This window comes from Kribbella solani (genome assembly GCF_014205295.1).
In the GTDB taxonomy this organism is placed as follows: domain Bacteria; phylum Actinomycetota; class Actinomycetes; order Propionibacteriales; family Kribbellaceae; genus Kribbella; species Kribbella solani.
Genome location: NZ_JACHNF010000001.1, coordinates 5,281,367 through 5,300,492 on the forward strand (window position 1 = coordinate 5,281,367; position 19,126 = coordinate 5,300,492).

19 protein-coding genes are annotated in these 19,126 nt (G+C 66.9%); 8 read left to right on the plus strand and 11 right to left on the minus strand.

What is annotated here, in order from left to right; genetic code table 11:
• Positions 1 to 25: 25 nt before the first annotated feature.
• On the minus strand, positions 26 to 871 hold the full coding sequence (locus HDA44_RS24090; protein ID WP_184838068.1) for an aminoglycoside phosphotransferase family protein: 846 nt from the start codon (positions 869 to 871) through the stop codon (positions 26 to 28).
• A 35-nt stretch (positions 872 to 906) separates the two neighbouring features.
• Here HDA44_RS24090 and HDA44_RS24095 point away from each other — a divergent pair, with 35 nt between their 5' ends.
• Complete coding sequence (locus HDA44_RS24095; protein ID WP_184838071.1) at positions 907 to 1,374, plus strand: nucleotidyltransferase domain-containing protein; 468 nt, start codon at positions 907 to 909, stop codon at positions 1,372 to 1,374.
• A gap of 201 nt (positions 1,375 to 1,575) precedes the next feature.
• Positions 1,576 to 2,334: a class I SAM-dependent methyltransferase gene (locus tag HDA44_RS24100; protein ID WP_184838073.1), complete on the plus strand. Its 759-nt coding sequence runs from the start codon at positions 1,576 to 1,578 to the stop codon at positions 2,332 to 2,334.
• Positions 2,335 to 2,362: 28 nt separating this feature from the next.
• On the opposite strand, the gene HDA44_RS24105 is transcribed toward HDA44_RS24100, so the two are convergent.
• The 5 genes from HDA44_RS24105 to HDA44_RS24125 form a co-directional block, all read right to left on the minus strand.
• Entirely contained in the window at positions 2,363 to 3,202 is an 840-nt protein-coding gene (locus HDA44_RS24105; protein ID WP_337906826.1) for a nitroreductase/quinone reductase family protein, read from the minus strand.
• 382 nt (positions 3,203 to 3,584) lie between these two features.
• Positions 3,585 to 4,487 carry a carbohydrate ABC transporter permease gene (locus tag HDA44_RS24110; protein WP_184838083.1) on the minus strand — a complete coding sequence of 301 codons (903 nt, stop codon included), beginning with the start codon at positions 4,485 to 4,487 and terminating at the stop codon, positions 3,585 to 3,587.
• Positions 4,480 to 5,418, minus strand: a complete 939-nt coding sequence (locus HDA44_RS24115; RefSeq protein WP_184838085.1) for a carbohydrate ABC transporter permease — start codon at positions 5,416 to 5,418, stop codon at positions 4,480 to 4,482. Before HDA44_RS24115 ends, HDA44_RS24110 begins: the two co-directional genes overlap by 8 nt.
• Positions 5,415 to 6,689 (minus strand): extracellular solute-binding protein, encoded by a 1,275-nt coding sequence (locus tag HDA44_RS24120; protein ID WP_184838088.1) that lies wholly within the window; start codon positions 6,687 to 6,689, stop codon positions 5,415 to 5,417. The genes HDA44_RS24115 and HDA44_RS24120 overlap by 4 nt, the downstream gene beginning before the upstream one ends.
• A gap of 168 nt (positions 6,690 to 6,857) precedes the next feature.
• Positions 6,858 to 7,937 carry a substrate-binding domain-containing protein gene (locus HDA44_RS24125; RefSeq protein WP_184838090.1) on the minus strand — a complete coding sequence of 360 codons (1,080 nt, stop codon included), beginning with the start codon at positions 7,935 to 7,937 and terminating at the stop codon, positions 6,858 to 6,860.
• A gap of 90 nt (positions 7,938 to 8,027) precedes the next feature.
• Between HDA44_RS24125 and HDA44_RS24130 the strand changes: the two genes are divergently transcribed.
• From HDA44_RS24130 to HDA44_RS24140, 3 genes are all read left to right on the plus strand, one after another.
• The gene (locus tag HDA44_RS24130; protein ID WP_184838092.1) at positions 8,028 to 8,645 is read left to right on the plus strand and encodes a DUF624 domain-containing protein; all 618 of its coding nucleotides are present in this window, start codon (positions 8,028 to 8,030) and stop codon (positions 8,643 to 8,645) included.
• Positions 8,646 to 8,705: 60 nt separating this feature from the next.
• A complete protein-coding gene (locus tag HDA44_RS24135) occupies positions 8,706 to 10,181 on the plus strand; it encodes an MFS transporter (RefSeq protein WP_184838094.1) in 1,476 nt (491 codons plus the stop codon).
• Between the two features lie 199 nt (positions 10,182 to 10,380).
• Positions 10,381 to 12,924, plus strand: coding sequence for a Tex family protein (locus HDA44_RS24140; RefSeq protein WP_337906350.1), 2,544 nt, complete (start codon positions 10,381 to 10,383; stop codon positions 12,922 to 12,924).
• Between the two features lie 417 nt (positions 12,925 to 13,341).
• On the opposite strand, the gene HDA44_RS24145 is transcribed toward HDA44_RS24140, so the two are convergent.
• Both HDA44_RS24145 and HDA44_RS24150 read right to left on the minus strand, forming a co-directional pair.
• A complete protein-coding gene (locus HDA44_RS24145; protein WP_184838098.1) occupies positions 13,342 to 13,581 on the minus strand; it encodes a heavy-metal-associated domain-containing protein in 240 nt (79 codons plus the stop codon).
• Positions 13,578 to 14,066, minus strand: coding sequence for a nuclear transport factor 2 family protein (locus HDA44_RS24150; RefSeq protein WP_202887530.1), 489 nt, complete (start codon positions 14,064 to 14,066; stop codon positions 13,578 to 13,580). The genes HDA44_RS24145 and HDA44_RS24150 overlap by 4 nt, the downstream gene beginning before the upstream one ends.
• Before the next feature lie 37 nt (positions 14,067 to 14,103).
• On the opposite strand from HDA44_RS24150, the gene HDA44_RS24155 reads away from it, so the two are divergent.
• Positions 14,104 to 14,670 carry a TetR family transcriptional regulator gene (locus HDA44_RS24155; RefSeq protein WP_202887532.1) on the plus strand — a complete coding sequence of 189 codons (567 nt, stop codon included), beginning with the start codon at positions 14,104 to 14,106 and terminating at the stop codon, positions 14,668 to 14,670.
• 62 nt (positions 14,671 to 14,732) lie between these two features.
• Here the strand turns inward: HDA44_RS24155 and HDA44_RS24160 are convergent, their stop codons facing one another.
• Both HDA44_RS24160 and HDA44_RS24165 read right to left on the minus strand, forming a co-directional pair.
• A complete protein-coding gene (locus HDA44_RS24160; protein ID WP_184838102.1) occupies positions 14,733 to 15,506 on the minus strand; it encodes a GNAT family N-acetyltransferase in 774 nt (257 codons plus the stop codon).
• Positions 15,507 to 15,529: 23 nt separating this feature from the next.
• A complete protein-coding gene (locus HDA44_RS24165; RefSeq protein WP_184838104.1) occupies positions 15,530 to 15,967 on the minus strand; it encodes a helix-turn-helix domain-containing protein in 438 nt (145 codons plus the stop codon).
• Between the two features lie 62 nt (positions 15,968 to 16,029).
• Here HDA44_RS24165 and HDA44_RS24170 point away from each other — a divergent pair, with 62 nt between their 5' ends.
• A complete protein-coding gene (locus HDA44_RS24170; RefSeq protein WP_184838106.1) occupies positions 16,030 to 17,214 on the plus strand; it encodes an MFS transporter in 1,185 nt (394 codons plus the stop codon).
• Here HDA44_RS24170 and HDA44_RS24175 read toward each other — a convergent pair.
• On the minus strand, positions 17,195 to 17,629 hold the full coding sequence (locus HDA44_RS24175) for a winged helix-turn-helix transcriptional regulator (protein WP_202887533.1): 435 nt from the start codon (positions 17,627 to 17,629) through the stop codon (positions 17,195 to 17,197). The two genes, HDA44_RS24170 and HDA44_RS24175, sit on opposite strands and share 20 nt — an antisense overlap.
• 80 nt (positions 17,630 to 17,709) lie before the next feature.
• On the opposite strand from HDA44_RS24175, the gene HDA44_RS24180 reads away from it, so the two are divergent.
• Positions 17,710 to 19,110 (plus strand): MFS transporter, encoded by a 1,401-nt coding sequence (locus tag HDA44_RS24180; RefSeq protein WP_337906355.1) that lies wholly within the window; start codon positions 17,710 to 17,712, stop codon positions 19,108 to 19,110.
• The last annotated feature ends 16 nt before the right edge of the window (positions 19,111 to 19,126 follow it).

Genomic DNA, 19,126 nt, shown 5'->3' on the forward strand with positions numbered 1-19,126 from the left:
GCCTGAACGCGACGTCCGCAGGGAGTTAGGGGAGGTTTCGCAGGGCCTCGTCGAGGAAGTCGTTTCGGCGGAGGGTGGCAGTGGGGGTCCAGCAGGTGGTCGGGGTGTTCAGGGCGGCTACTGCGTCCCAGTAGGCGACGTGGGGAGCTGGGTGACCGGTGGCGTGTTGGTAGCCGGTCAGGACTTCGGTGGGGGCCTGGGGACCGAAGGTGATGGCTACCTGCTTGCGGAGTTCGGAGAGGTCTACGCCCAGGGCTCCTACGCCGGCGGTTTTCCAGTCGATGAAGGCGGTGACCTGGTGGTTGGACCAGAGCATGTTGCCGGGCCAGACGTCGCCGTGTAAGTAGACGGAGGGTTCTTCGGGAAGGCCGTGGGCTCTGATCAGGGCGTCGGCTTGCTGGAGGAGCGGCGTGGTTGGCATGCGGCCGGTGCGGCGGTCGGTGGCGAAGTCGTCTACGGCTATGGGGCGGGGGCGGAACGGCAGGTGCTCGCGCGGCGCCATGGGGATCGTGTGAAGCCGGGCCAGTGCGGCGCCGGCGGCTCGGAGGCGTTCGGGTGAGCTGTTGGGCCAGTTGGTGGTGCCTGCGACTGCGGTTTCGAGGCTGGCTGGTGTGCCGGATTGATTGCCTGCGAGGTCGGCGGCGATCAGGCGTGGGGCGGGTAGGTCGTGGTGCTCGGCTAGCTGTAGGGCGGTTGCATTTGTGGCGATCATGGATTGGTCGATGCGGGACGTTGGAGCGCGGAGGATGTACTGGCGGTTGACGCCGTTGTGTATGGCGTGCAGCCGCCATGGACCCTCGTCGCCATGCAAGGGGTTTACGGCGATAACACGACCGGTCGCAGTGGTTGCCCAGTTGATTAATTCCCTCATGGCTGAGTTTAGGTGACTGGTAGGAAGTCAGGGTGATGACTGCTGAGCGGGTTTTGGGGTTGGTGGGGGCGTTGGAGGGGCTGGGGGTTTGGGTGGATGGCGGGTGGGGGGTGGATGCGTTGGTGGGGCGGCAGACTCGGGTTCATGGGGATTTGGACTTGGGGGTGGTGCGGGATGAGCTTGAGCGGGTGGTGGGGGTGCTCAACCGGCTGGGGTACGAGGTGACCGACGCGCGCTACCCGGATGTGACGTTGCAGTTGACGCATGTGGCCGAAGGGCATCGGGTGGATTTGCATCCGAGTACGGCGGTTGATGGGGGTACGGAGCAGGTCGACTTTGATGGGGATGTTCGGGTGATTCCGCCGGCGGTTGAGGGGTGGATTGGCGGGGTGAAAGTGCGGTGTATGCCGGTTGAGGCGCAGCGGCGGGCTCGTCAGGGGTATGTGTTGCGGGCGCAGGATCACCACGATCTGCGGCTGCTTGATGCGCTTGAGCAGGACTGATTGCAGTTGCTCGGCGCTTGATCAAGGCTGGTTGCGGTCGTTCGACGCTTGAGCAGCGGTTGCTCAACGCTTGAGCATTGCGGTTGCTCGGCGCTTGAGCATTGCGGTTGCTCGGCGCTTGAGCATTGCGGGTGCTCGGGGCGTTTGAGTTGGGCTGATTTTTGGTTGCTTGGTGAGGGGTGGGTGGGGCTGACTGGGTGTATGGATGACGTGGTCGCGGGTAATCGGGTGGTTTGGGAGCAGGCTTCTGTGAAGCACGTGAGGGAGTATGGCGAGCTGTTGGAGGCGGCTCGTTCGGGTGAGTTGTTGGTGGAGCGGGAACAGCAGTTGCTCGCGCCTCTGTTGGCTGAGGGGCCGTTGGTGGTGCATTTGCAGAGTGGGCATGGGCTGGATGATGTGGGGCTCGTGAGGGCGGGGGCTCGGGTGGTTGTGGGGGTGGACTACAGCTCGGTTGCGGTGGGAGCGGCACGGCAACGGGCCGACGAGCTGCACGTTCCTTGTCGCTACGTGGTGGCCGAAGTGCCTGGTGTGCCGTTGAAGGACGACTCGGCGGACCTTGTGTACACGGGTAAGGGCGCGCTGATCTGGATGCGCGACATCGACGCCTGGGCGCGGGACGTGGCGCGGGTCGTACGGCCGGGTGGGCATTTGTTCGTGTACGAGGCGCACCCGGCCGTACCGTTGTGGAGTTGGGACGAGGATGACGTACGCGTTCGCCCGGACCGGAGCTACTTCGCCGAGTCGCACCTCAACGACACGTACCCGGCGAACGGTGCGCGTGAGTGGCAGTGGACGCTCGGGCAGATCGTCACTGCGATCACCTCGGCCGGCCTGCAGTTGCAGGTACTGGAGGAGTACGCCGAACCGTTCTGGCGTCCGCAGAACGGTACGAACGCAGCAGCGTGGTCCGGCCGGCTGCCCAACTCCTACGCACTACTGGCCCGTCAACCGTCGCAGTAAGGCCGAACGTCATCCATAGGGCCGAGCGTCATAGATAAGGCAGCAGCTCCGCCTCCTCGCGGTCCAGGTGCGCAGTGAGCTGTCCGATCAACTCGTCGACCTGTGGCAGCACATCGGCACCCGATACCTCAACCAAACGCTCCAGCTCTGCCAGTACCACTGCGATCTGGTCGTGCTCCTTCTGCAGTACGCCAACCACCTCGGTCAGCTCCGGGTGCTGTGCAACCAGTGCCGGGAACAGTCCGGTTGATTCACCGGTGTGGTGGTAGTGCAGGCCCTGGCACATCGTCAGGCAGTTGATCCGGAGCTGTGCGCCGAGTGTCCCCGAAGCCGCGACCTCGTTGCGTACGAGGGAAAGCTCGCGCCGGAACGCGTTGTGGATGGTAATGAGCATTTCGGCCAACGAACCGCCCGGTGGTGGGCCTGGTTGCCGGGTCAGTGCGACGACCGGGAGCGTACGGGTGGTGTGCTGCTGGTAATCGCCCCACCCGGAGTCGGCCTCGACGAGGCGGGCAAAGACGTCGTCACGTTCGGCGCCTTGCAGTACGACCGCCGTGGCCGTGTAAGTGAAGGCACCGTCCTCAACGGTGACTTCGGGATGCGCGAGCAGGTTGTGGTACCAGTCCGGGTGCTTCGGGCTGCCGCCGGCCGAGCCGATGATCAGTACCCGCTCGCCGTCGGGGTAGTACGCGAGCAGCACGGTCCGTTGCTGACCGGACCGTGCGCCTGTGGTTGTCAAAAGCAACAACCTGGAGTTCTCGAACTGGCCGGAGAGCCGGCCGCCGTTCGCGCGGTACTCCGCGATGAGTGCTGCGGTGAAATCGTTCAGGGTTCGCTTCTCTCTGAGTCGTGGAAAGGGACGAAACAGAGAAGCGGGCGGGGCCCGCGCGGCGCTCAGAACGCGGCCGGGTGCCCCACTCGTGAATGGCCAAAGGCCGACCCGGCAGTCACGCGGGAGATCGTACCCAACGAACCGGGCCAACCCAACCGCTGCCGACCGGCCGGGAGCGAGAACCGCACCCAGGCGGTGATTCCATTGACTACCGAGAGTAATCGTTTGCATTCAAGGCGAATAAACCTCACGAACGCTGTAACGACCGGCACACAGGCCCGATAAACGGTTGAGTGACCCAGCCGGGGGGACCGAGTGGGAAGCTCCGGTGTTTCTTCGGGACCACCGCATGGAGGGGGCCTCGCAGGTGCTCACCCGGGGCGGGGTGAGCACCTGACAGAGGATCTACCAGGTGCTTTCAGCCCTTGATCCCCACGTTCGCCATTCCTTCCACGAACCGTTTCTGCGCGAACACGAACAGTACGATCATCGGCAGTGTCGCCAGCGCGGTCCCGGCCATCAGGTACGGCCACTGGATCTCGGCCGGGTTCTGCGAGAAGATCGCCAGCCCGAGTTGCAGCGGCCGCATTTCGTCGGATGTGGTGATCATCAACGGCCAGAGGAATCCGTTCCAGGCGGCCTCGATCTGGAAGACCGCGATGGTGATCAGGGCCGGCTTGATCAGCGGCGTCATGATCCGCCAGAAGATCCCGAACTCCCCCAGCCCGTCCACCCGCGCCGCCTGCGCCAGCTGATCCGGCAGTGAGACGTAGAACTGCCGGGCCAGGAAGGTGAACAGCGGCGCCGCGCCGAGCGGGATGATCAGGCCCCACCACGAGTTGAGCCAGCCGATGCCGCCCTGGCCGACGATGTTGTTGCCGCCGAACAGTGGCACCGACTTCACGATCAGGAACAACGGCACCAGGATGATCTGGAACGGCACCGTCAGCAGCACGATGAAGTAGTTCAGCAGTGCCTTCCCGCCGCGCAGGGGCAGTTTCGCCAGCGCGTACCCGGCCGTCGTACACACCGCCAGCGTGAACAGCGTCTCGCCGACCGCGATGAACAGGCTGTTCCGGAAGTAGCGCAGGAACGGCGCGGTCTGCATCGCCTCGACGAAGTTCCGCCAGCGCAGTTCGGTCGGCAGCCAGCTGAACTTCGCGATCTCCGCGTTGCTCTTGAACGCGGTCAGCAGCATCCAGACGAAGGGCGTGATCATCAGGATCGCGCCGGCGGCGAGTACGACGTACAGCAGAATCCGGCCGCCCCGGAGCATCGGCGGTTTCGCGGCACCGGCCGCCGGCAACGAGACGCTAGTCATTGGTGTCCGCCTTCTGGAGCAGGCGCCCGGCCGCGATGAAGATCGCGATCACGATCATCATGATCACGGTTTCCGCGGACGCGTAGCCGAGTTTCAGGTTCTGGAAAGCGTTCTGGTAGATGTCCATCACCAGCACCCGGGTGGACGAACCCGGACCGCCCTGCGTCATCACGTAGACCAGATCGAACACCTGGAACGTACCGACGATCGACGTGATCAGTACGAAGAACTGAACCGGGCCGATCGCCGGCCAGGTGACGTTGACGAACTTCTGCCACCGGCCGGCGCCGTCCAGCTGCGCCGATTCGAGCAGATCCCGCGAGACGCCCTGCAACGCGGCCAGGTAGATGATGATCTTGGTACCCAGGCCCTGCCAGATGCCGACCACCATCAGCGACGGCAACGCGGTCCCCGGGTCGGCCAGCCAGCGGTTCGGCGCGAAGCCGAACAGGCTGAGGAACCCGTTCGCCAGGCCGGAACCCGGGTTGTAGATCCACAGCCAGATGGTGGCGACGGCGACCGTCGCGGTCACGGTCGGGATGTAGAACGCGGTCCGGAAGAAGCCCAGGCCGCGGATCTTCTGGTTCAGGCCGATCGCGACCGCGAGCGAGATCGCCATCGAGATCGGGATCACCACGATCGCGTACAGCACGGTGTGCCACAGCGACGCGAGGAAGTTCGGATCGCGGAACAGGTCGGTGTAGTTGGTGAAACCGACCCATTCGAACGAGTCGCCGAAGCTGTAGTCGGTCAGGCTGAGCACCAGCACCGCGATCACCGGGACGACGATGAAGATGCCGGAGTGCAGCAGCGCGGGCGTGAGCAGCGTCCAGCCGGCCCGGACCTGGCCGCGGATCAGCGTACGGTCGCCCTTGGCCGGCGCGATTTTGCCGGTGGACGCCGCCGCCGGACGTTCAAGAGTTGTACTCATCGGGACTGTCCTGCCAGGTTGTGCAGCACTTTCGCCGGGTCCTTCTGTCCGAGGACGGCCTGGGTGAGCTGGATGTCGAAGTTGCCGCGCATCTCCAGCCAGTTGGCCGGCACTTCGTTCTCGTTGGCCGCGTACACCAGGCCGTCGGCGACGAACTGGCTGAGCGGATTCGACTTCGCCGCCGGTGAGTTGCCGGCGTCCTTGTAGGCCGGGACCTTCTTGTTCAGCTTGGCGATCGCGTCCAGCGTGGCCGGTTTGGTCAGGGTCTGGATGAACGACCAGGCGGCTTCCTTGTGCCGGCTGCGTGATCCGATCGAGGCCAGGTCACCACCGACGTACTCGATCTCCTTGCCGCTGTTGAAGCGGAAGAACTTCAGGTCGTCGCAGTTCTTCTGCCCGATGCCGTCGGCGGAGCAGTCCACACCACCGTTGACGATGCCCATCGCGGCCTCACCGGTCAGTACGAGCGGCTGCTGCGCCGCGTTCGTCTGCCCGTACGGCTGGACGTTGTTGATCATCGACTTGATCCACAGCAGCGTGTCGAGGCCTGCCTTGTTGTCGAAGTTCGGTTCGCCCTTCACGTACAGCGGCGTGCCGGTCGAGGCGAGGAAGGTGACGAACGACTGCCGGAATCCGGTCGCCGAGTTGAGGTCGAACCCGGTGCGGGTGATGTTGCCGCTCTTGTCCCGCTTGGTCAGTTTCTCCGCCGCGACCTTGATCTCGGCCAGCGACGCCGGCGGCTTGTCCGGGTCCAGGCCGGCCTCGATGAACGCGCTCTTGCGGAGCGCGACGGCGCGGGCGTCGGCGATCAGCGGGTACGCGTACAGCTTGCCGTCGTACGTGGCGGCCGGGATCAGCGCGGCCGTGCTCTTCTCCTTGATCACGTCCGGCGTCACGCCGTACTTGCCGAGGTCCTCGAAGATCCGCTTCGACGCGAACGGCTGGATCCAGCCGACCCCGGTGACCACCACGTCGTACGGGATGCCGGCCGCGATCGACGTGGACAGCTTCTCGTTCAGGTTCTTGTACGTCGCGAAGTCCGGCTCGACCTTCATCTTCGGATAGGTCTGCTGGAAGTCGTCCACAACCTTCTGGAACGCGTCCCGGCCCTTCGTACTGGGCGGGAAGGACGGGATCAGGACCCGCAGCGTCCCGGTCGCCTCGGCCGGCGGTACGCCGTCGGTGTTCTTGTCGATCACCCCGTTGCCGCAACTGCCGACCAGCAGGCTGAGCGCAGCCGCCAGCACGGTCAGTCCCACACCATGTCTCACACCGCGTCTCACCGGTCTCACAGGGCAACTCCTTCGCTGACTGGTGCGCAGCCGGGCCGGTAGACCCACCCAAGTGCAGCGAAAGTATGGGAAAGGGCTTTCCTCGTCAATACCTCGGCGCTCGAATGATCACAATCGATCATTTACGGAACGAGATCGATCAGAGTTCTATCCGACGGAAATCTCAGCGGGTGACTCTTCGACCGCGCCGCAGGAGGTCCGGATGTTCAGCGTGGGCAGCAGGCTCAGGTGCTGAATCGACGCGGGACCGCCCTGCAGTTTGCGGATCAGCAGGTCGCACGCGGTTTCACCGAGGGCGTACCGCGGCGGGCAGACCGCGGTCAGCGGAACGACGGCGAGCGCGGCGGTGACGTCGTTGTACGCGATCACGGCAAGGTCCTCCGGTACGCGCAGACCGAGCTCCATCGCGCGTTCGACCAGGCGGGCGCCATGCTCGTCGGAGTGGATCAGGACCGCGCGGCTGCCGAACGCCTCGCACTCGGCCAGAAACGCGTCCAGCTGGGCGACCGCGCCGGGGTCGTCGCCGCGCATCGGCAGGTCGACGGGCGACAGGAAGATCTCGACGCCAAGTGCCTTCGCGGCGGTCTCGATACCGCGGCGCAGCCAGTACGCGGTGACCGTGGCCTGCAGGTTGATCGCGATCCGGCGATGACCGAGGGCAGCGAAATGACGGAGGGCGAGCATCGCGCCGTACGCGTGGTCCGTACGCACGTGGTCGTATTCGCGCGCGACATGGGGGAAGCCGAACGCGCGCTCCATCAGCACCACCGGTACGTCGACGTCGTCCAGCCGGGAACCGATCCGGTCCGCGGCGCCGTCGCCGAGCGCGGTGCTGATCAGCAGGCCGCCGACGCCGATCCCGAGCACCTTGTCGATCCGTTCGAGCTCGGTGGTCGCGTCGTACCCGGACACGCCGAGCACCAGGCGCGTGTCGTACCGGGCGGCCATCGCCTCGGCGCCGCGGATCACGTCGGAGTAGTACGCGGCCGCGCTCGGTACGACGATGCCGATCGTCTGCCGGCTGCCCGGCGTACCCTGCTCGGCGCCGGCGGTACCGATCGCGCCGCCGTGCACCCGGCGGAGCAGGCCGGCCGAGTCCAGTTCGGCCAGGTCGCGGCGTACGGTGATCGCGGAGACGCCGAGCTCGGTGACCAGATCGGTCACCCGAAGCCGCCCGTGCCGCCGTAGGCTGCGCAGGATCAGCTCATGGCGCTCCTGTGCAAGCATGCGGTCCCCTGCCGTGTCGACTGATCCGGTTGTGTGATTGGTTCGTGATCATACGATCAAGGCACGCCCGTACGGAACGAGGAGGTGCCCGTGCCGAACACCAGCCGGACGAACACGGTGCTGGCGAAGCTGTCGGTTGCCGGTGACCTGCTGATGCTGCAACTGGTGTTCCTGGTGATCAGCTTCGGCATCCTGACCATGTTCCCGGCCGCGTTCGCGCTCCAGCGGGTGCTGCCGGATGCGATCAGCCAGGAGCGGCCGAAGCTGTTGCGGCGGTTCTTCCGGGAGTTCCGCTGGGCGATGAAGCGGTTCTGGCTGTCCGGGTTCGGTCTGTACGCCGGCGGGCTGATGCTGGCGTTCGGCATCTCGTTCTGGGCGTACGCCTCCGGGCCGATGCGAGTTGTCGCGCTGGCTGTACTGATACCGCTGGCCGGGATGGTCCTGGGGCTCTACTTGAGCGGTCTGGCCATCCTGCCGGACGCACCGGTGGAGTCGACGCTCAAAACGCTCTTCCGGTCAGCCACTACGTTCCTGATGGGCAGACCGCTTCCGGTGGCTGGTGGAGTGGTCGTACTGCTCACCTGGTTCGCCCTGGCGTCGCAGCTGCCCACACTGCTGTTTGCCGGTTCCGGACTGGTGCCCGCACTCACGGCGTACGCGCTGGGACGGACGCGGCGCGAAAAAACTTCGGCGGACGTGTCAATCTGAGCTCTCCGAGTTCGACGTAGAGGTGTAAGGCCACTACGACGGACTGCAAGGAGAACCGGAATGTACGCGACGACCGACACCCTGGCGACCACGCCGGCCACGCAGGGCGGCCGCTCGCGCTGGCTGGCTCTCTACACGCTGTGCGCGGGCATGTTGATGATCGTGCTCGACGTGACCGTGGTGAACGTGGCCCTACCGGCCATTCAGGACGACCTCCACTTCACCAGCTCCTCCCTTGCCTGGGTGGTGAACGCGTACCTGATCGCATTCGGCGGCCTGCTCCTGCTGGCCGGCCGTCTGGGCGACCTGCTCGGCCGACGGAACGTCTTCACCGCCGGACTGATCGTTTTCACCGCCGCCTCCGTGCTGTGCGGGCTGGCGCGGACCCAGGAGCTGCTGGTGATCGCCCGGTTCATCCAGGGCGTCGGCGGTGCACTGACCTCCGCGGTCATCCTGGGCATGATCGTGACCCTGTTCCCCGAACCGCGCGAGCAGGCCAAGGCGATCGGCATGTACGCGTTCGTCGCATCGGCCGGTGGCTCGATCGGTCTGCTCGCCGGTGGCGTACTTACTCAGGCCATCAGCTGGCACTGGATCTTCTTCGTCAACCTGCCGCTCGGCGTACTGACGACCGTACTGGCCGTCAAGTTGATCGAGAAGGACAAGGGCCTCGGACTGGCGCGCGGGACCGACGTACCGGGTGCTGTGCTGATCACTGGTGCGCTGATGGTTGGTGTGTTCACCATCGTCAAGCCAGCCGCCGAGCTGGGCTGGACCGCGCCGCGTACGTTGCTGCTGGCTGCTGTGACGCTGGTGCTACTGGCCGGCTTCATCGTGCGAGAGGCCACTGCGGCCACACCGCTGGTGCCGCTGCGGATCTTCCGCTCCCGCACCCTGACCGGCGCCAACCTGATCCAGGCACTGTCCAGCTCCGGGATGTTCGGGATCTTCTTCCTCGGGTCGCTGTACCTGCAGCGCGTACTCGGCTATGACGCACTGGAGATCGGACTGGCGTTCCTGCCGACCACACTGCTGATGGGGCTGCTCTCGGTTCGGTACTCCGAGAAGCTGGTGATGCGCTTCGGCCCGCGGCGCCCGCTGATCGCCGGCCTGTCGCTGATCGTGGTCGGACTGGCACTGTTCACGCAGGCACCGGTTGGTGGCAACTACTTCATCCACGTGTTGCCCGTACTGGCTCTGCTGGGTCTTGGTGGAGGTATCTGCTTCCCCGCGCTGATGGGACTGTCGATGGCTGATGTGAAGCCCGAGGACGCCGGTTTGGCATCCGGCCTGATCGGCACCATGGGCGAGGTAGGCGCCGCCCTCGGCCTCGCCATCCTGGCCACCCTCTCAGCCACCCACACCGCCGCCAGCCCCAAGTCCCCCCTCCAGGCACTAACGGACGGCTACCACTTCTCCTTCGCCATCGCAGCCCTCATCGTCGCCGCCTCAGTAGCCATCGCCCTCACCGTAATGCGCCCAAAGCCCCAACCCGAGCCAACCACCACCGAAGACCTCATCTGCGAAGCCGCCTAACCCCGCACTACGACGAGGGGCCGCCGTCCACCTCGGACGCGCTCATGTTCCCCTCCCGGGGGGGGATGATCGCATGGGGTTGTCCACAGGGGGAGGGGATCGGGTTTCCGGGGTGGGGGTGGGATGGGGAAGGATATGGGGACTGGCCGGGACAGAATGCTCGGTGGTTGTTGTCGGTAGAGGGGAACGGACAGTGGTGGTGCAGTCGATCGAGCAGCGGATCGCCGGCGAGCTGGAGGTCGGTGACAACCAGGTACGAGCGGCGGTGGCGTTGCTCGACGAGGGGTCGACGGTCCCGTTCATCGCGCGGTACCGCAAGGAAGTCACCGGGATGCTGGACGATGCCCAGCTCCGGACCATCGAGGAACGGCTGCGGTACCTGCGGGAGCTCGAGGAGCGCCGGCAGACCGTGCTGGACTCGATCGAGAGCCAGGGCAAGCTGGATGACGCGCTGAAGGCGCAGATCCTCGCCGCGGACACGAAGTCCCGGCTGGAGGACATCTACCTGCCGTACAAACCGAAGCGCCGGACCAAGGCGATGATCGCCCGCGAGAACGGTCTGGAACCGCTCGCCGACGGCCTGATGGCGGACCCGGACGTCGAGCCGTTCGCGGCCGCGGCGGTGTTCGTGAACGCCGAGGTGCCGGACCCGCAGGCCGCGCTGGACGGCGCCCGCGCGATCCTGGTCGAGCGGTTCGCCGAGGACGCCGACCTGATCGGTGAGCTGCGTGAGCGGCTCTGGTCACAGGGCCGGCTGGCGTCCGCGGTGCGCGAGGGCAAGGAGACCGACGGCGCGAAGTTCTCGGACTACTTCGACTTCGACGAGCCGTTCACCAAGATGCCGTCGCACCGGATTCTCGCGCTGTTCCGCGGCGAGAAGGAGGACGTGCTGACGATCACCGTCGAGCCGCTGCCCGCGGGCGTGGAAGCCGACGGACCGACCGAGTACGAGTCGACCATCGCCCGCAAGGTCGGCATCGAGAACCAGGGCCGCGCCGCCGACAAGTGGCTGGTCGAGACGGTGCGCTGGGCGTGGCGTACGAAGATCCTGGTGCACCTCGGCATCGACCTGCGGATGCGGCTGCGCCAGGTCGCCGAGGACGAGGCGATCCGGGTCTTCGCGGCGAACCTGCGCGACCTGCTGCTGGCCGCGCCGGCCGGCACCCGCGCCACCATGGGCCTCGACCCGGGCTTCCGGACCGGCGTGAAGGTCGCCATCGTGGACGCGACCGGCAAGGTGGTCAACACCGGCGTCATCTACCCGCACGTCCCGCAGAACCAGTGGGACAAGTCGATCGCCACCCTGGCCGCGCTGGCGGCCGCGCACCACGTCGACCTGATTGCCATCGGCAACGGTACGGCGTCGCGCGAGACCGACAAGCTGGCCGCGGAGCTGATCGCCAAACACCCGGAGCTGAAGCTGACCAAGGCGGTCGTGTCGGAGGCCGGAGCGTCCGTGTACTCGGCGTCCGCCTTCGCGTCCCAGGAGCTGCCCGGGATGGATGTTTCGCTGCGCGGCGCAGTCTCGATCGCACGCCGGCTGCAGGATCCGCTGGCCGAGCTGGTGAAGATCGACCCGAAGTCGATCGGCGTCGGTCAGTACCAGCACGACCTCCCGGAGAACTCGCTGTCCCGCTCCCTCGACGCGGTCGTCGAGGACTGCGTGAACGCGGTCGGCGTCGACCTGAACACCGCGTCCGCGCCGCTCCTCACCCGGGTCTCCGGAATCACGCCGGGCCTGGCCGACAACATCGTCCTGCACCGCGACCAGAACGGTCCGTTCAAGTCCCGTACGGCGCTGAAGGATGTCGCCCGGCTCGGCCCGAAGGCGTTCGAGCAGGCGGCCGGGTTCCTCCGGATTCCCGACGGTGACGACCCGCTGGACGCGTCGAGCGTGCACCCGGAGTCGTACCCGGTGGTCCGCCGGATCCTGGACGCGACCGGGTCGGACGTGAAGGCGCTGGTCGGCTCGGCCGAGCTGAAGCGGCTGAAGGCGGCGGACTTCGTCGACGACATGTTCGGCCTGCCGACCGTCACCGACATCCTGGCCGAGCTCGAGAAGCCGGGCCGCGACCCCCGCCCGGCCTTCAAGACCGCCGTCTTCGCCGAAGGCGTGGACAAGATCGCCGACCTGAAACCTGGGATGCGCCTGGAAGGCCAGGTCACGAACGTTGCCGCTTTCGGGGCGTTCATCGACATCGGCGTACACCAGGACGGGTTGGCGCACGTGTCAGCCTTGTCGAAGAACTACGTGAAGGACCCCCGCGAGGTGGTCAAGCCCGGCGACATCGTGACCGTGAAGGTCCTCGAGGTCGACATCCCCCGGAACCGCATCTCCCTGACCCTCCGAATGGAAGACGAGCCCAGCACCACCTCCGGCCGCCCCAACCAGGGCAACCGCTCCCAGTCCAACCGCCCCAACCGCGGCACCGACGCACGCGGCGCGGGCGGACGCGGCGATGGACGCGGTGCCGACGGTCGCGGCGGCCGCGGGTCTGACGGCAACCGCGGCGCGGCTGGTCGCGGTGCCGACGGCAATCGTGGCGCGGGTGGCGGTACCGACGGCAATCGCGGCACGGGCGGACGCAGCTCCGACGGCGGCCGCGGCGGACGCGGCGGTTCAGGCGGCCGTGGTGGATCGGGCGGTCCGGGCGGACGCGGCTCCGGCGGCCAGTCCGACACCCCCATGGACGAAACCTCCCTCGCCGACGCCTTCCGCAAGGCAGGCTTCACCGTCCGCTAACTACACCCAGCCCGACGTCCCACCCACCACCGGGACGTCGGGCACCCCTCACCTCCAGGCCTACCAGCGCCGTACGCCCGCCTCCGCTCCGGCGCATCCGCGGAGACGTCGCGTACGCGTCAACTCAGTGCCCCACACCGGCAGCCGGCGCCAACCATTCACGCACCGCTCAGCACCCACCGGTACCAGCGGGTACTTCCGCTACGCATGCGCTTGCAGGCAAGGCGCGCCCCACTCGGCGGCCGCTGGTACGCGAAGCGCGCTTCCGCTCGGCGGCCGCGGGTGCGTACCTGAGGCCTGCTCCCGTGCCATTTGAGAGGTGAACCTCTCAAGGTGACTGTTCACCACCCGCATGCTGGTAGTGAACGGACAACGGCGCACGTTCACCTCTCAAATGGCACCGCGTGAAGGGCGCATTCACACGGCGTGGGCAGGCGCGCTTCCGGGGGCTTTGAGGGTGTAGCCGGCGGCTTCTACTGCGGTTTGGATTTTGGTGGGGGTGATGGGGCGGTCGGTGGTGATGGTTAGTTTGCCGGTGGGTAGGTCGATGGCGATCGTGGTGATGCCGGGGACGGTTTGCAGCTCTTCGGTGATGAAGCGGACGCAGTGGGCGCAGGTCATGCCCAGTACGTGGAAGGTTTTCGTCTCGGTCGTCATGCCGTGCTCGGATCGGTGGGTTGGGGTTTTAGTTCGCGGGTGGACTGGGTGGTGTGGCGGAAGCGGTTGTCGGGGGTCAGTTCGCCGAAGAGGAAGACTTCGGTGGAGATGGTTCGGGTGTGCCGTAGTTCGGCGTGGATGGTGAAGTGGGCGGCCAGTTGATCGCCGGAGCGGAGGGCCTCGTGTACCTCGTACCGGCAGCCGGTGAGGTTTTTTCGGACCGGGTGTAGGTGGTCGATCAGGCGCTGGCGGTCGAGGGTGATGCCGTCGGCGATCTGGGTGATGCCGGGGGCGAAGTACCGGTCGACGACCGTGCCGGCGTCGCCGCCCGCGACCACCTCGCGGGTGAAGGATTCGTAGAAGTCCGCGATGAACTCGGGTGCGGCGGCGTTGGGGTTGGTCGGCGTCCAGGCGCCCACTTCCGCGCCGGAACCGACCGTCGGCGGCGCCGCGGGTGCTGTCCGTGGAGGAGTTAATTTTGACATGTCGTCAAAGATAGGCAGGTGGGTTAAGGTTTACAAGGTGTCAGAGAATGGGCGTAGGCGGCGGGCGGATGCGGATCGGAGCCGGGCGGCGATCCTGGCGGCGGCGGTCACGGTGCTCGACGAGCGGGTTGATGCCGGGCTGGAGCGGGTTGCCGAGGTGGCGGGGGTGACGCGGCAGACGGTGTACGCGCACTTCCCGTCCCGCGATGCACTCGTCAACGCCGTGGTGGACGAGCTGACCCGCGAAACCGTCCAGGCGATCGACGCCCTCGATCTCGACGAAGGGCCTGCGCTGGAGTGCATTCAGAAGCTGGTCGGTCTGGGCTGGCGCGCGTTCGAGGAGCATCCGCTACTGCTGCAGTTGCCACCGTCGGGTACCTCGGATGAGCGGCATGACCCAGTGACCGATCGTTTCGAGAAGGTGATTCGTCGCGGTCAGCGCGCTGGTGAGATCACGAGTGAGCTGCCGGCCGGCTGGTTGGTCACGTCGCTGGTCGGGCTCGGGCATGCGGCAGGCGAGGCAGTAGCTGCCGGGCGGATGACGCCGAGAAAGGCCAGTTCGGTACTGCGTACGAGCATCACCCGGCTACTACGAGCCGAGTGAGCAACAACTCCCGTCGCGTAGTACAACTCGGACCTGATTCCTGCTGTCGGCGGGTGTTCGGTCTAGCGGAGGTCGGCGAGGTGGCCGCCGGGGTCGCCCAGGTGCACGGCGGTGGCTTTCGGGGCGTAGCCGAGGCGGCGGTAGACGCGGTCGGCGCCGTCGTCGCCGGGGGTCAGCCAGGCGAGGGTCGCGCCGGCGAGCGTGAAGGCCTGTTGGGTCGCGTACGCGGTGGCGAGCGCGCCGTGGCCGCGGCGGCGGTGCGAATGGATCGTGCCGACACCGGCCACCTCGGTCACGCCGTCGGCGATCGCAGTCCAGGCAGCGGTCGCGACGGGCACGTCATCGGCGTACACCAGGACCGCGCCGCCATCGACCGGGTCCGGTTTGAAGGTGAAGTCGGCGTCATCCATCTCGTACGCCGCCGCCGACACCGCGTTCGCGACCTTCTGGTCGGCGGCCGAGGCGACCACCTTCACGGTCACCCCGGACGACTCGGGTACGACGAGCTCGGCCGGCTCGACCACCAGCAGCGGGAGCTGCGAAACGATCGTCATGCCGTTGGCCTCGAGCGCCTGCGCCAGGCCAGGGTTCGCCTCGTCGACCAGCTCGGCGCTCACCCAGCGCCCTTCCGCGGCGAACGCCTGCCGGATCGTGTTGAGCGCCCACTCGACGTCGCCGGCTTCGAACGGCTGACCGGGCTCGGCGGCGAGTACGCCGGACAGGTACCAGGCATCGCTCTCGTGCAGGAGGCCGACCAACGGCCCGGCGACGATCTGCCGTTTCGACCGCGCCGCGCCGGTCAGTTGGGCAGTTGCGATCCGCGTACCGATGTCCATGCCCGGACCCTACGGTGCCCCGGTCACGCGAGTTGGAGCAGGTCGAGCAGGCGGCTCAGGTCGGCGGCGTTCGGCGGGCGGCCGAGGACCGTACCGAGCGCGTCGAGGGTCGCGATCAGATCCCGCCGGACGGCCGCGCGCGACCTGCCGTCGGCCACGGCCGCAACCACCGCGTCGACCCGCGCGGACGCGGCCACCAGCCCGGCTGCACCCACCAGCTGAGCCCCGGCCACCAGCTCGGCTCCGACTGACGCAGGCGCCGGCGGCTCCTCGCCGATCCGCACCTCGAGCTGTGCCCCGAGCGCGGTCGCGAGCCGCTCGAGCGCCGCGAGCGTCGGATTGCCACGACCGTTCTCCAGGTTCGCGATGTACGGCACGGACAGCCCGGCGTCGACGGCGACCGACGCGATCGTCCGTCCGGCCGCCTTGCGCCGATCACGCAACACCTCACCCAACTCCATACCGACTATCTTCACAGAACAGACTTGCCGATGTCTATCTTCTGAGGATAGATTCCCGCTCCGTGAGAAACCGAGACTTCCGTCGGCTGTGGCTCAGCGGAGCAGTGTCCGGCATCGGATCGTGGCTGCTGGTGGTCGCGATCCCGTTCTATGTGTTCACGCTGACCGGCTCGACGGTCGCGACCGGACTGACGCTCGCACTGGAGGCCCTGCCCGCGCTCACCATCGGCCCCTGGGCCGGCGTCCTGCTCGACCGTTGGGATCTGGTCCGAGCAATGTGGATCGCGGACCTGGTCAGCGCGGCCGCGGTCGGACTGATCTTGTTCGCCGACCGCGACCAGCTCTGGCTGATCTACGTCGCGATCCTGCTCGAAAACACCGCCACCACCGTCTTCCGTCCGGCGGCCCGCGCCCTACGCCCGACCGTCGTCGGCACCGGCGACGAACTGGCATCGGCCAACGCCCTGACCGCGGTGACGAGCAGCGCGATCCGGCTCGCCGCACCGCCGCTCGGCGCGCTGCTGCTGGCCGGCCCTGGAATCAAGTTCGTCCTGGCTGTGGATATCGCCAGCTACCTGATCTCGGCGGTCGTCATCGCAACGATCCGTACGCGTCGACGCACGACCACCACCGAACCACCACGCGCACTCGAAGGGCTTCGCGTCGTCGTACGACACCGAGCGCTTCGCGGCGTACTCATCGGCCAAACCGCCTTCCTGACAGCGAACGCGGGCCTGACCGCGCTCCTCGTACCGTTCACCGTCGACCGCCTGCAAGCACCCGGGTACGTCGTGGGCTACCTGATCTCCGGACTCGGAGCCGGGTACTTGATCGGCGCGGCCCTCAGTACGAAGGCGAGCCGCCTGCTCGGCATCCGCGAACTACTGGCGATCACCCAACTCGCCACGGCCGCGGCGTTCTTCGCGCTCTTCAACGCCCCGAACGTCCCGATCGCCGTCGCGGCCACCGTGCTGATCGGGCTCCCCGGCAGCATCCTGCTCATCACCGCCGAAACCACCATTCAGCGATCCGCGCCGGCCGAAGTACTCGCCGGCGTCGGCGCGCTCTTCTTCGCCGCCGACTCACTCGCGCTACTCGTCGGAGCACTCGCCGCGCCCGCGACCACGCTCGCTCTCGGCCTGCCCCTGACCCTGAACGTGATCGCCGCACTCGCGTTCATCGCCGCCGGGCTGACGCTGATCGTCGTACCGCGTCACCCGGCGCACTTCACGAAGACGGCACGCTAGCGGTGTCGTACCGGGCCTGGGCCGACGCGTCGGCGTCGTACCGGGCGCGGGCCGTGGCGATCTCGGCCTGGTGGGTTTCGGTCCAGGTGACGAGTGACTGGATCGTCGCGTGCAGCGTGACGCCGAGCGGCGTGAGCTCGTAGTCGACCCGCGGCGGCACCACCGGATGTACGGTCCGCTTGACCAGACCGTCCCGCTCCAGCTGGCGCAACGTCACGGTCAGCATCCGCTGACTGATCCCGTCGATCGTGCGCTTCAGCTCGGTGAACCGCATCGACTCGCTGTCCAGCAGCGCGACGACCAGCAACGACCACTTGTCGCCGATCCGATCCAGGATCTGCCGGACGTCACAATCCTCGCGGGTGTCCCACTGGAACGCCTCCTCGGTGCAGCAGGAGTTACTCGGTTCCTTCAAAGTGCCTTCTTCCACAAGTCGCCATGGTTCCTCAAGATGGGGTCAGTTACAAGAGAGAACCGACCCTTGAAGGAGCAGTTGTGGCGGCAACCATTACCCAGGAACGGATCACCGGACGGGGCTGGGCAGTCCTGTTCGTGCTGTGCGGCGCGATCTTCCTGGAAGGCATCGACGTCTCGATGATGGGCGTCGCGCTGCCGTCCATCCGCGCCGAGCTCGGCCTCGCGACCGGCGAACTGCAGTGGATCGTCAGCGCGTACGCCCTCGGCTACGGCGGTTTCGTACTGCTCGGCGGCCGCGCCGCTGACCTGCTCGGCCGGCGGCGGATGTTCGTCGGCTGGCTGGCGATCTTCCTGATGTTCAGCGGCCTGGGCGGGTTCGCCACCGAGGGCTGGGTGCTGATCCTGGCCCGGTTCGTCACCGGAATCGCGGCGGCGTTCATGACCCCGGCCGGCCTGTCGATCATCACCACCACGTACACCGAAGGACCGCAGCGAGACCGGGCGCTGCTCGTGTACGCCGGTACCGCGGCCGGCGGCTTCTCGCTCGGCATGGTCACCGGCGGACTGCTCAGCTCGATCGACTGGCGCTGGGTGTTCTTCGCGCCGGTACTGGTGTCCGCGATCGTTCTTGCCGGCGCGCTCGCGCTGATCCCGCGTGATGTACGTACGCCCGGACCGCGCCACGGTTTCGACATCATCGGCACGCTGACGCTGACCGGAGCGATGATGCTGCTGATCAGCACGGTCGTACGCGCACCCGACGTCGCCCGCGGCCAAACCGTAGGCACCGGGATCGCCGGACTGGCCGTACTCGCACTGTTCATCCTGATCGAGCGGCGAGCGAAGTCGTCGCTGATCCGGCTCGGCATCCTCCGGAACGCCGGCCTGGTCCGCGCGAACCTCGGCGCGATCCTGCTGGTCGGTTCGTTCGTCGGATTCCAGTTCGTGGCCGTCCTGTACCTGCAGGAGCTGCGGCATTGGTCCGAGCTGGAGACCGGGCTCGCGCTGATGGTCATCGGTATCGATTCGGTGCTCGCGCCGACGCTGACGCCGTGGCTGGTGAAGCGTTTCGGCAATCCGCGGGTGGTTTTCGGCGGTTTCGCACTCGCCACACTGGCCTATGCCGCATTTCTTCCACTCAAAGCGGACTGGACCTATACCGCGATGCTGCCGGCATTCATTCTGCTCGGCCTCGCATTCGCGCTCACGTACGGGCCGCTGACGATTGCCGCCACCGATGGAGTACTGGAGAACGAGCAGGGATTGGCGAGTGGCGTACTGACGACGTCGTTCCAGTTCGGGTCCGCGCTCGGACTCGCCGTGGTCGCTGCCGTACTGACCGCGACGGATGTATTGACGGTCGATCGTTTCCGCGCCGGGCTCGTGGTTCCGCTGATCGCGGCCGTGCTCGGCTTACTGATCGCCGGTCGCGGACTCTTGGTGATCGCCCGCCCGCGTGAAGTTAGCAGGACGTCATAGATTTCGGCCCTGATCG

Excerpts from the sequence above, each read along its gene's own strand:
- HDA44_RS24100 (WP_184838073.1), top strand. The coding sequence starts at position 1,576 with ATGGATGACGTGGTCGCGGGTAATCGGGTGGTTTGGGAGCAGGCTTCT.
- HDA44_RS24095 (WP_184838071.1), top strand. The coding sequence starts at position 907 with ATGACTGCTGAGCGGGTTTTGGGGTTGGTGGGGGCGTTGGAGGGGCTG.
- HDA44_RS24165 (WP_184838104.1), bottom strand. The coding sequence starts at position 15,967 with ATGGAGTTGGGTGAGGTGTTGCGTGATCGGCGCAAGGCGGCCGGACGG.
- HDA44_RS24115 (WP_184838085.1), bottom strand. The coding sequence starts at position 5,418 with ATGAGTACAACTCTTGAACGTCCGGCGGCGGCGTCCACCGGCAAAATC.
- HDA44_RS24145 (WP_184838098.1), bottom strand. The coding sequence starts at position 13,581 with ATGACGACCGAGACGAAAACCTTCCACGTACTGGGCATGACCTGCGCC.
- HDA44_RS24135 (WP_184838094.1), top strand. The coding sequence starts at position 8,706 with ATGTACGCGACGACCGACACCCTGGCGACCACGCCGGCCACGCAGGGC.
- HDA44_RS24160 (WP_184838102.1), bottom strand. The coding sequence starts at position 15,506 with ATGGACATCGGTACGCGGATCGCAACTGCCCAACTGACCGGCGCGGCG.
- HDA44_RS24110 (WP_184838083.1), bottom strand. The coding sequence starts at position 4,487 with ATGACTAGCGTCTCGTTGCCGGCGGCCGGTGCCGCGAAACCGCCGATG.
- HDA44_RS24090 (WP_184838068.1), bottom strand. The coding sequence starts at position 871 with ATGAGGGAATTAATCAACTGGGCAACCACTGCGACCGGTCGTGTTATC.
- HDA44_RS24125 (WP_184838090.1), bottom strand. The coding sequence starts at position 7,937 with ATGCTTGCACAGGAGCGCCATGAGCTGATCCTGCGCAGCCTACGGCGG.
- HDA44_RS24150 (WP_202887530.1), bottom strand. The coding sequence starts at position 14,066 with ATGTCAAAATTAACTCCTCCACGGACAGCACCCGCGGCGCCGCCGACG.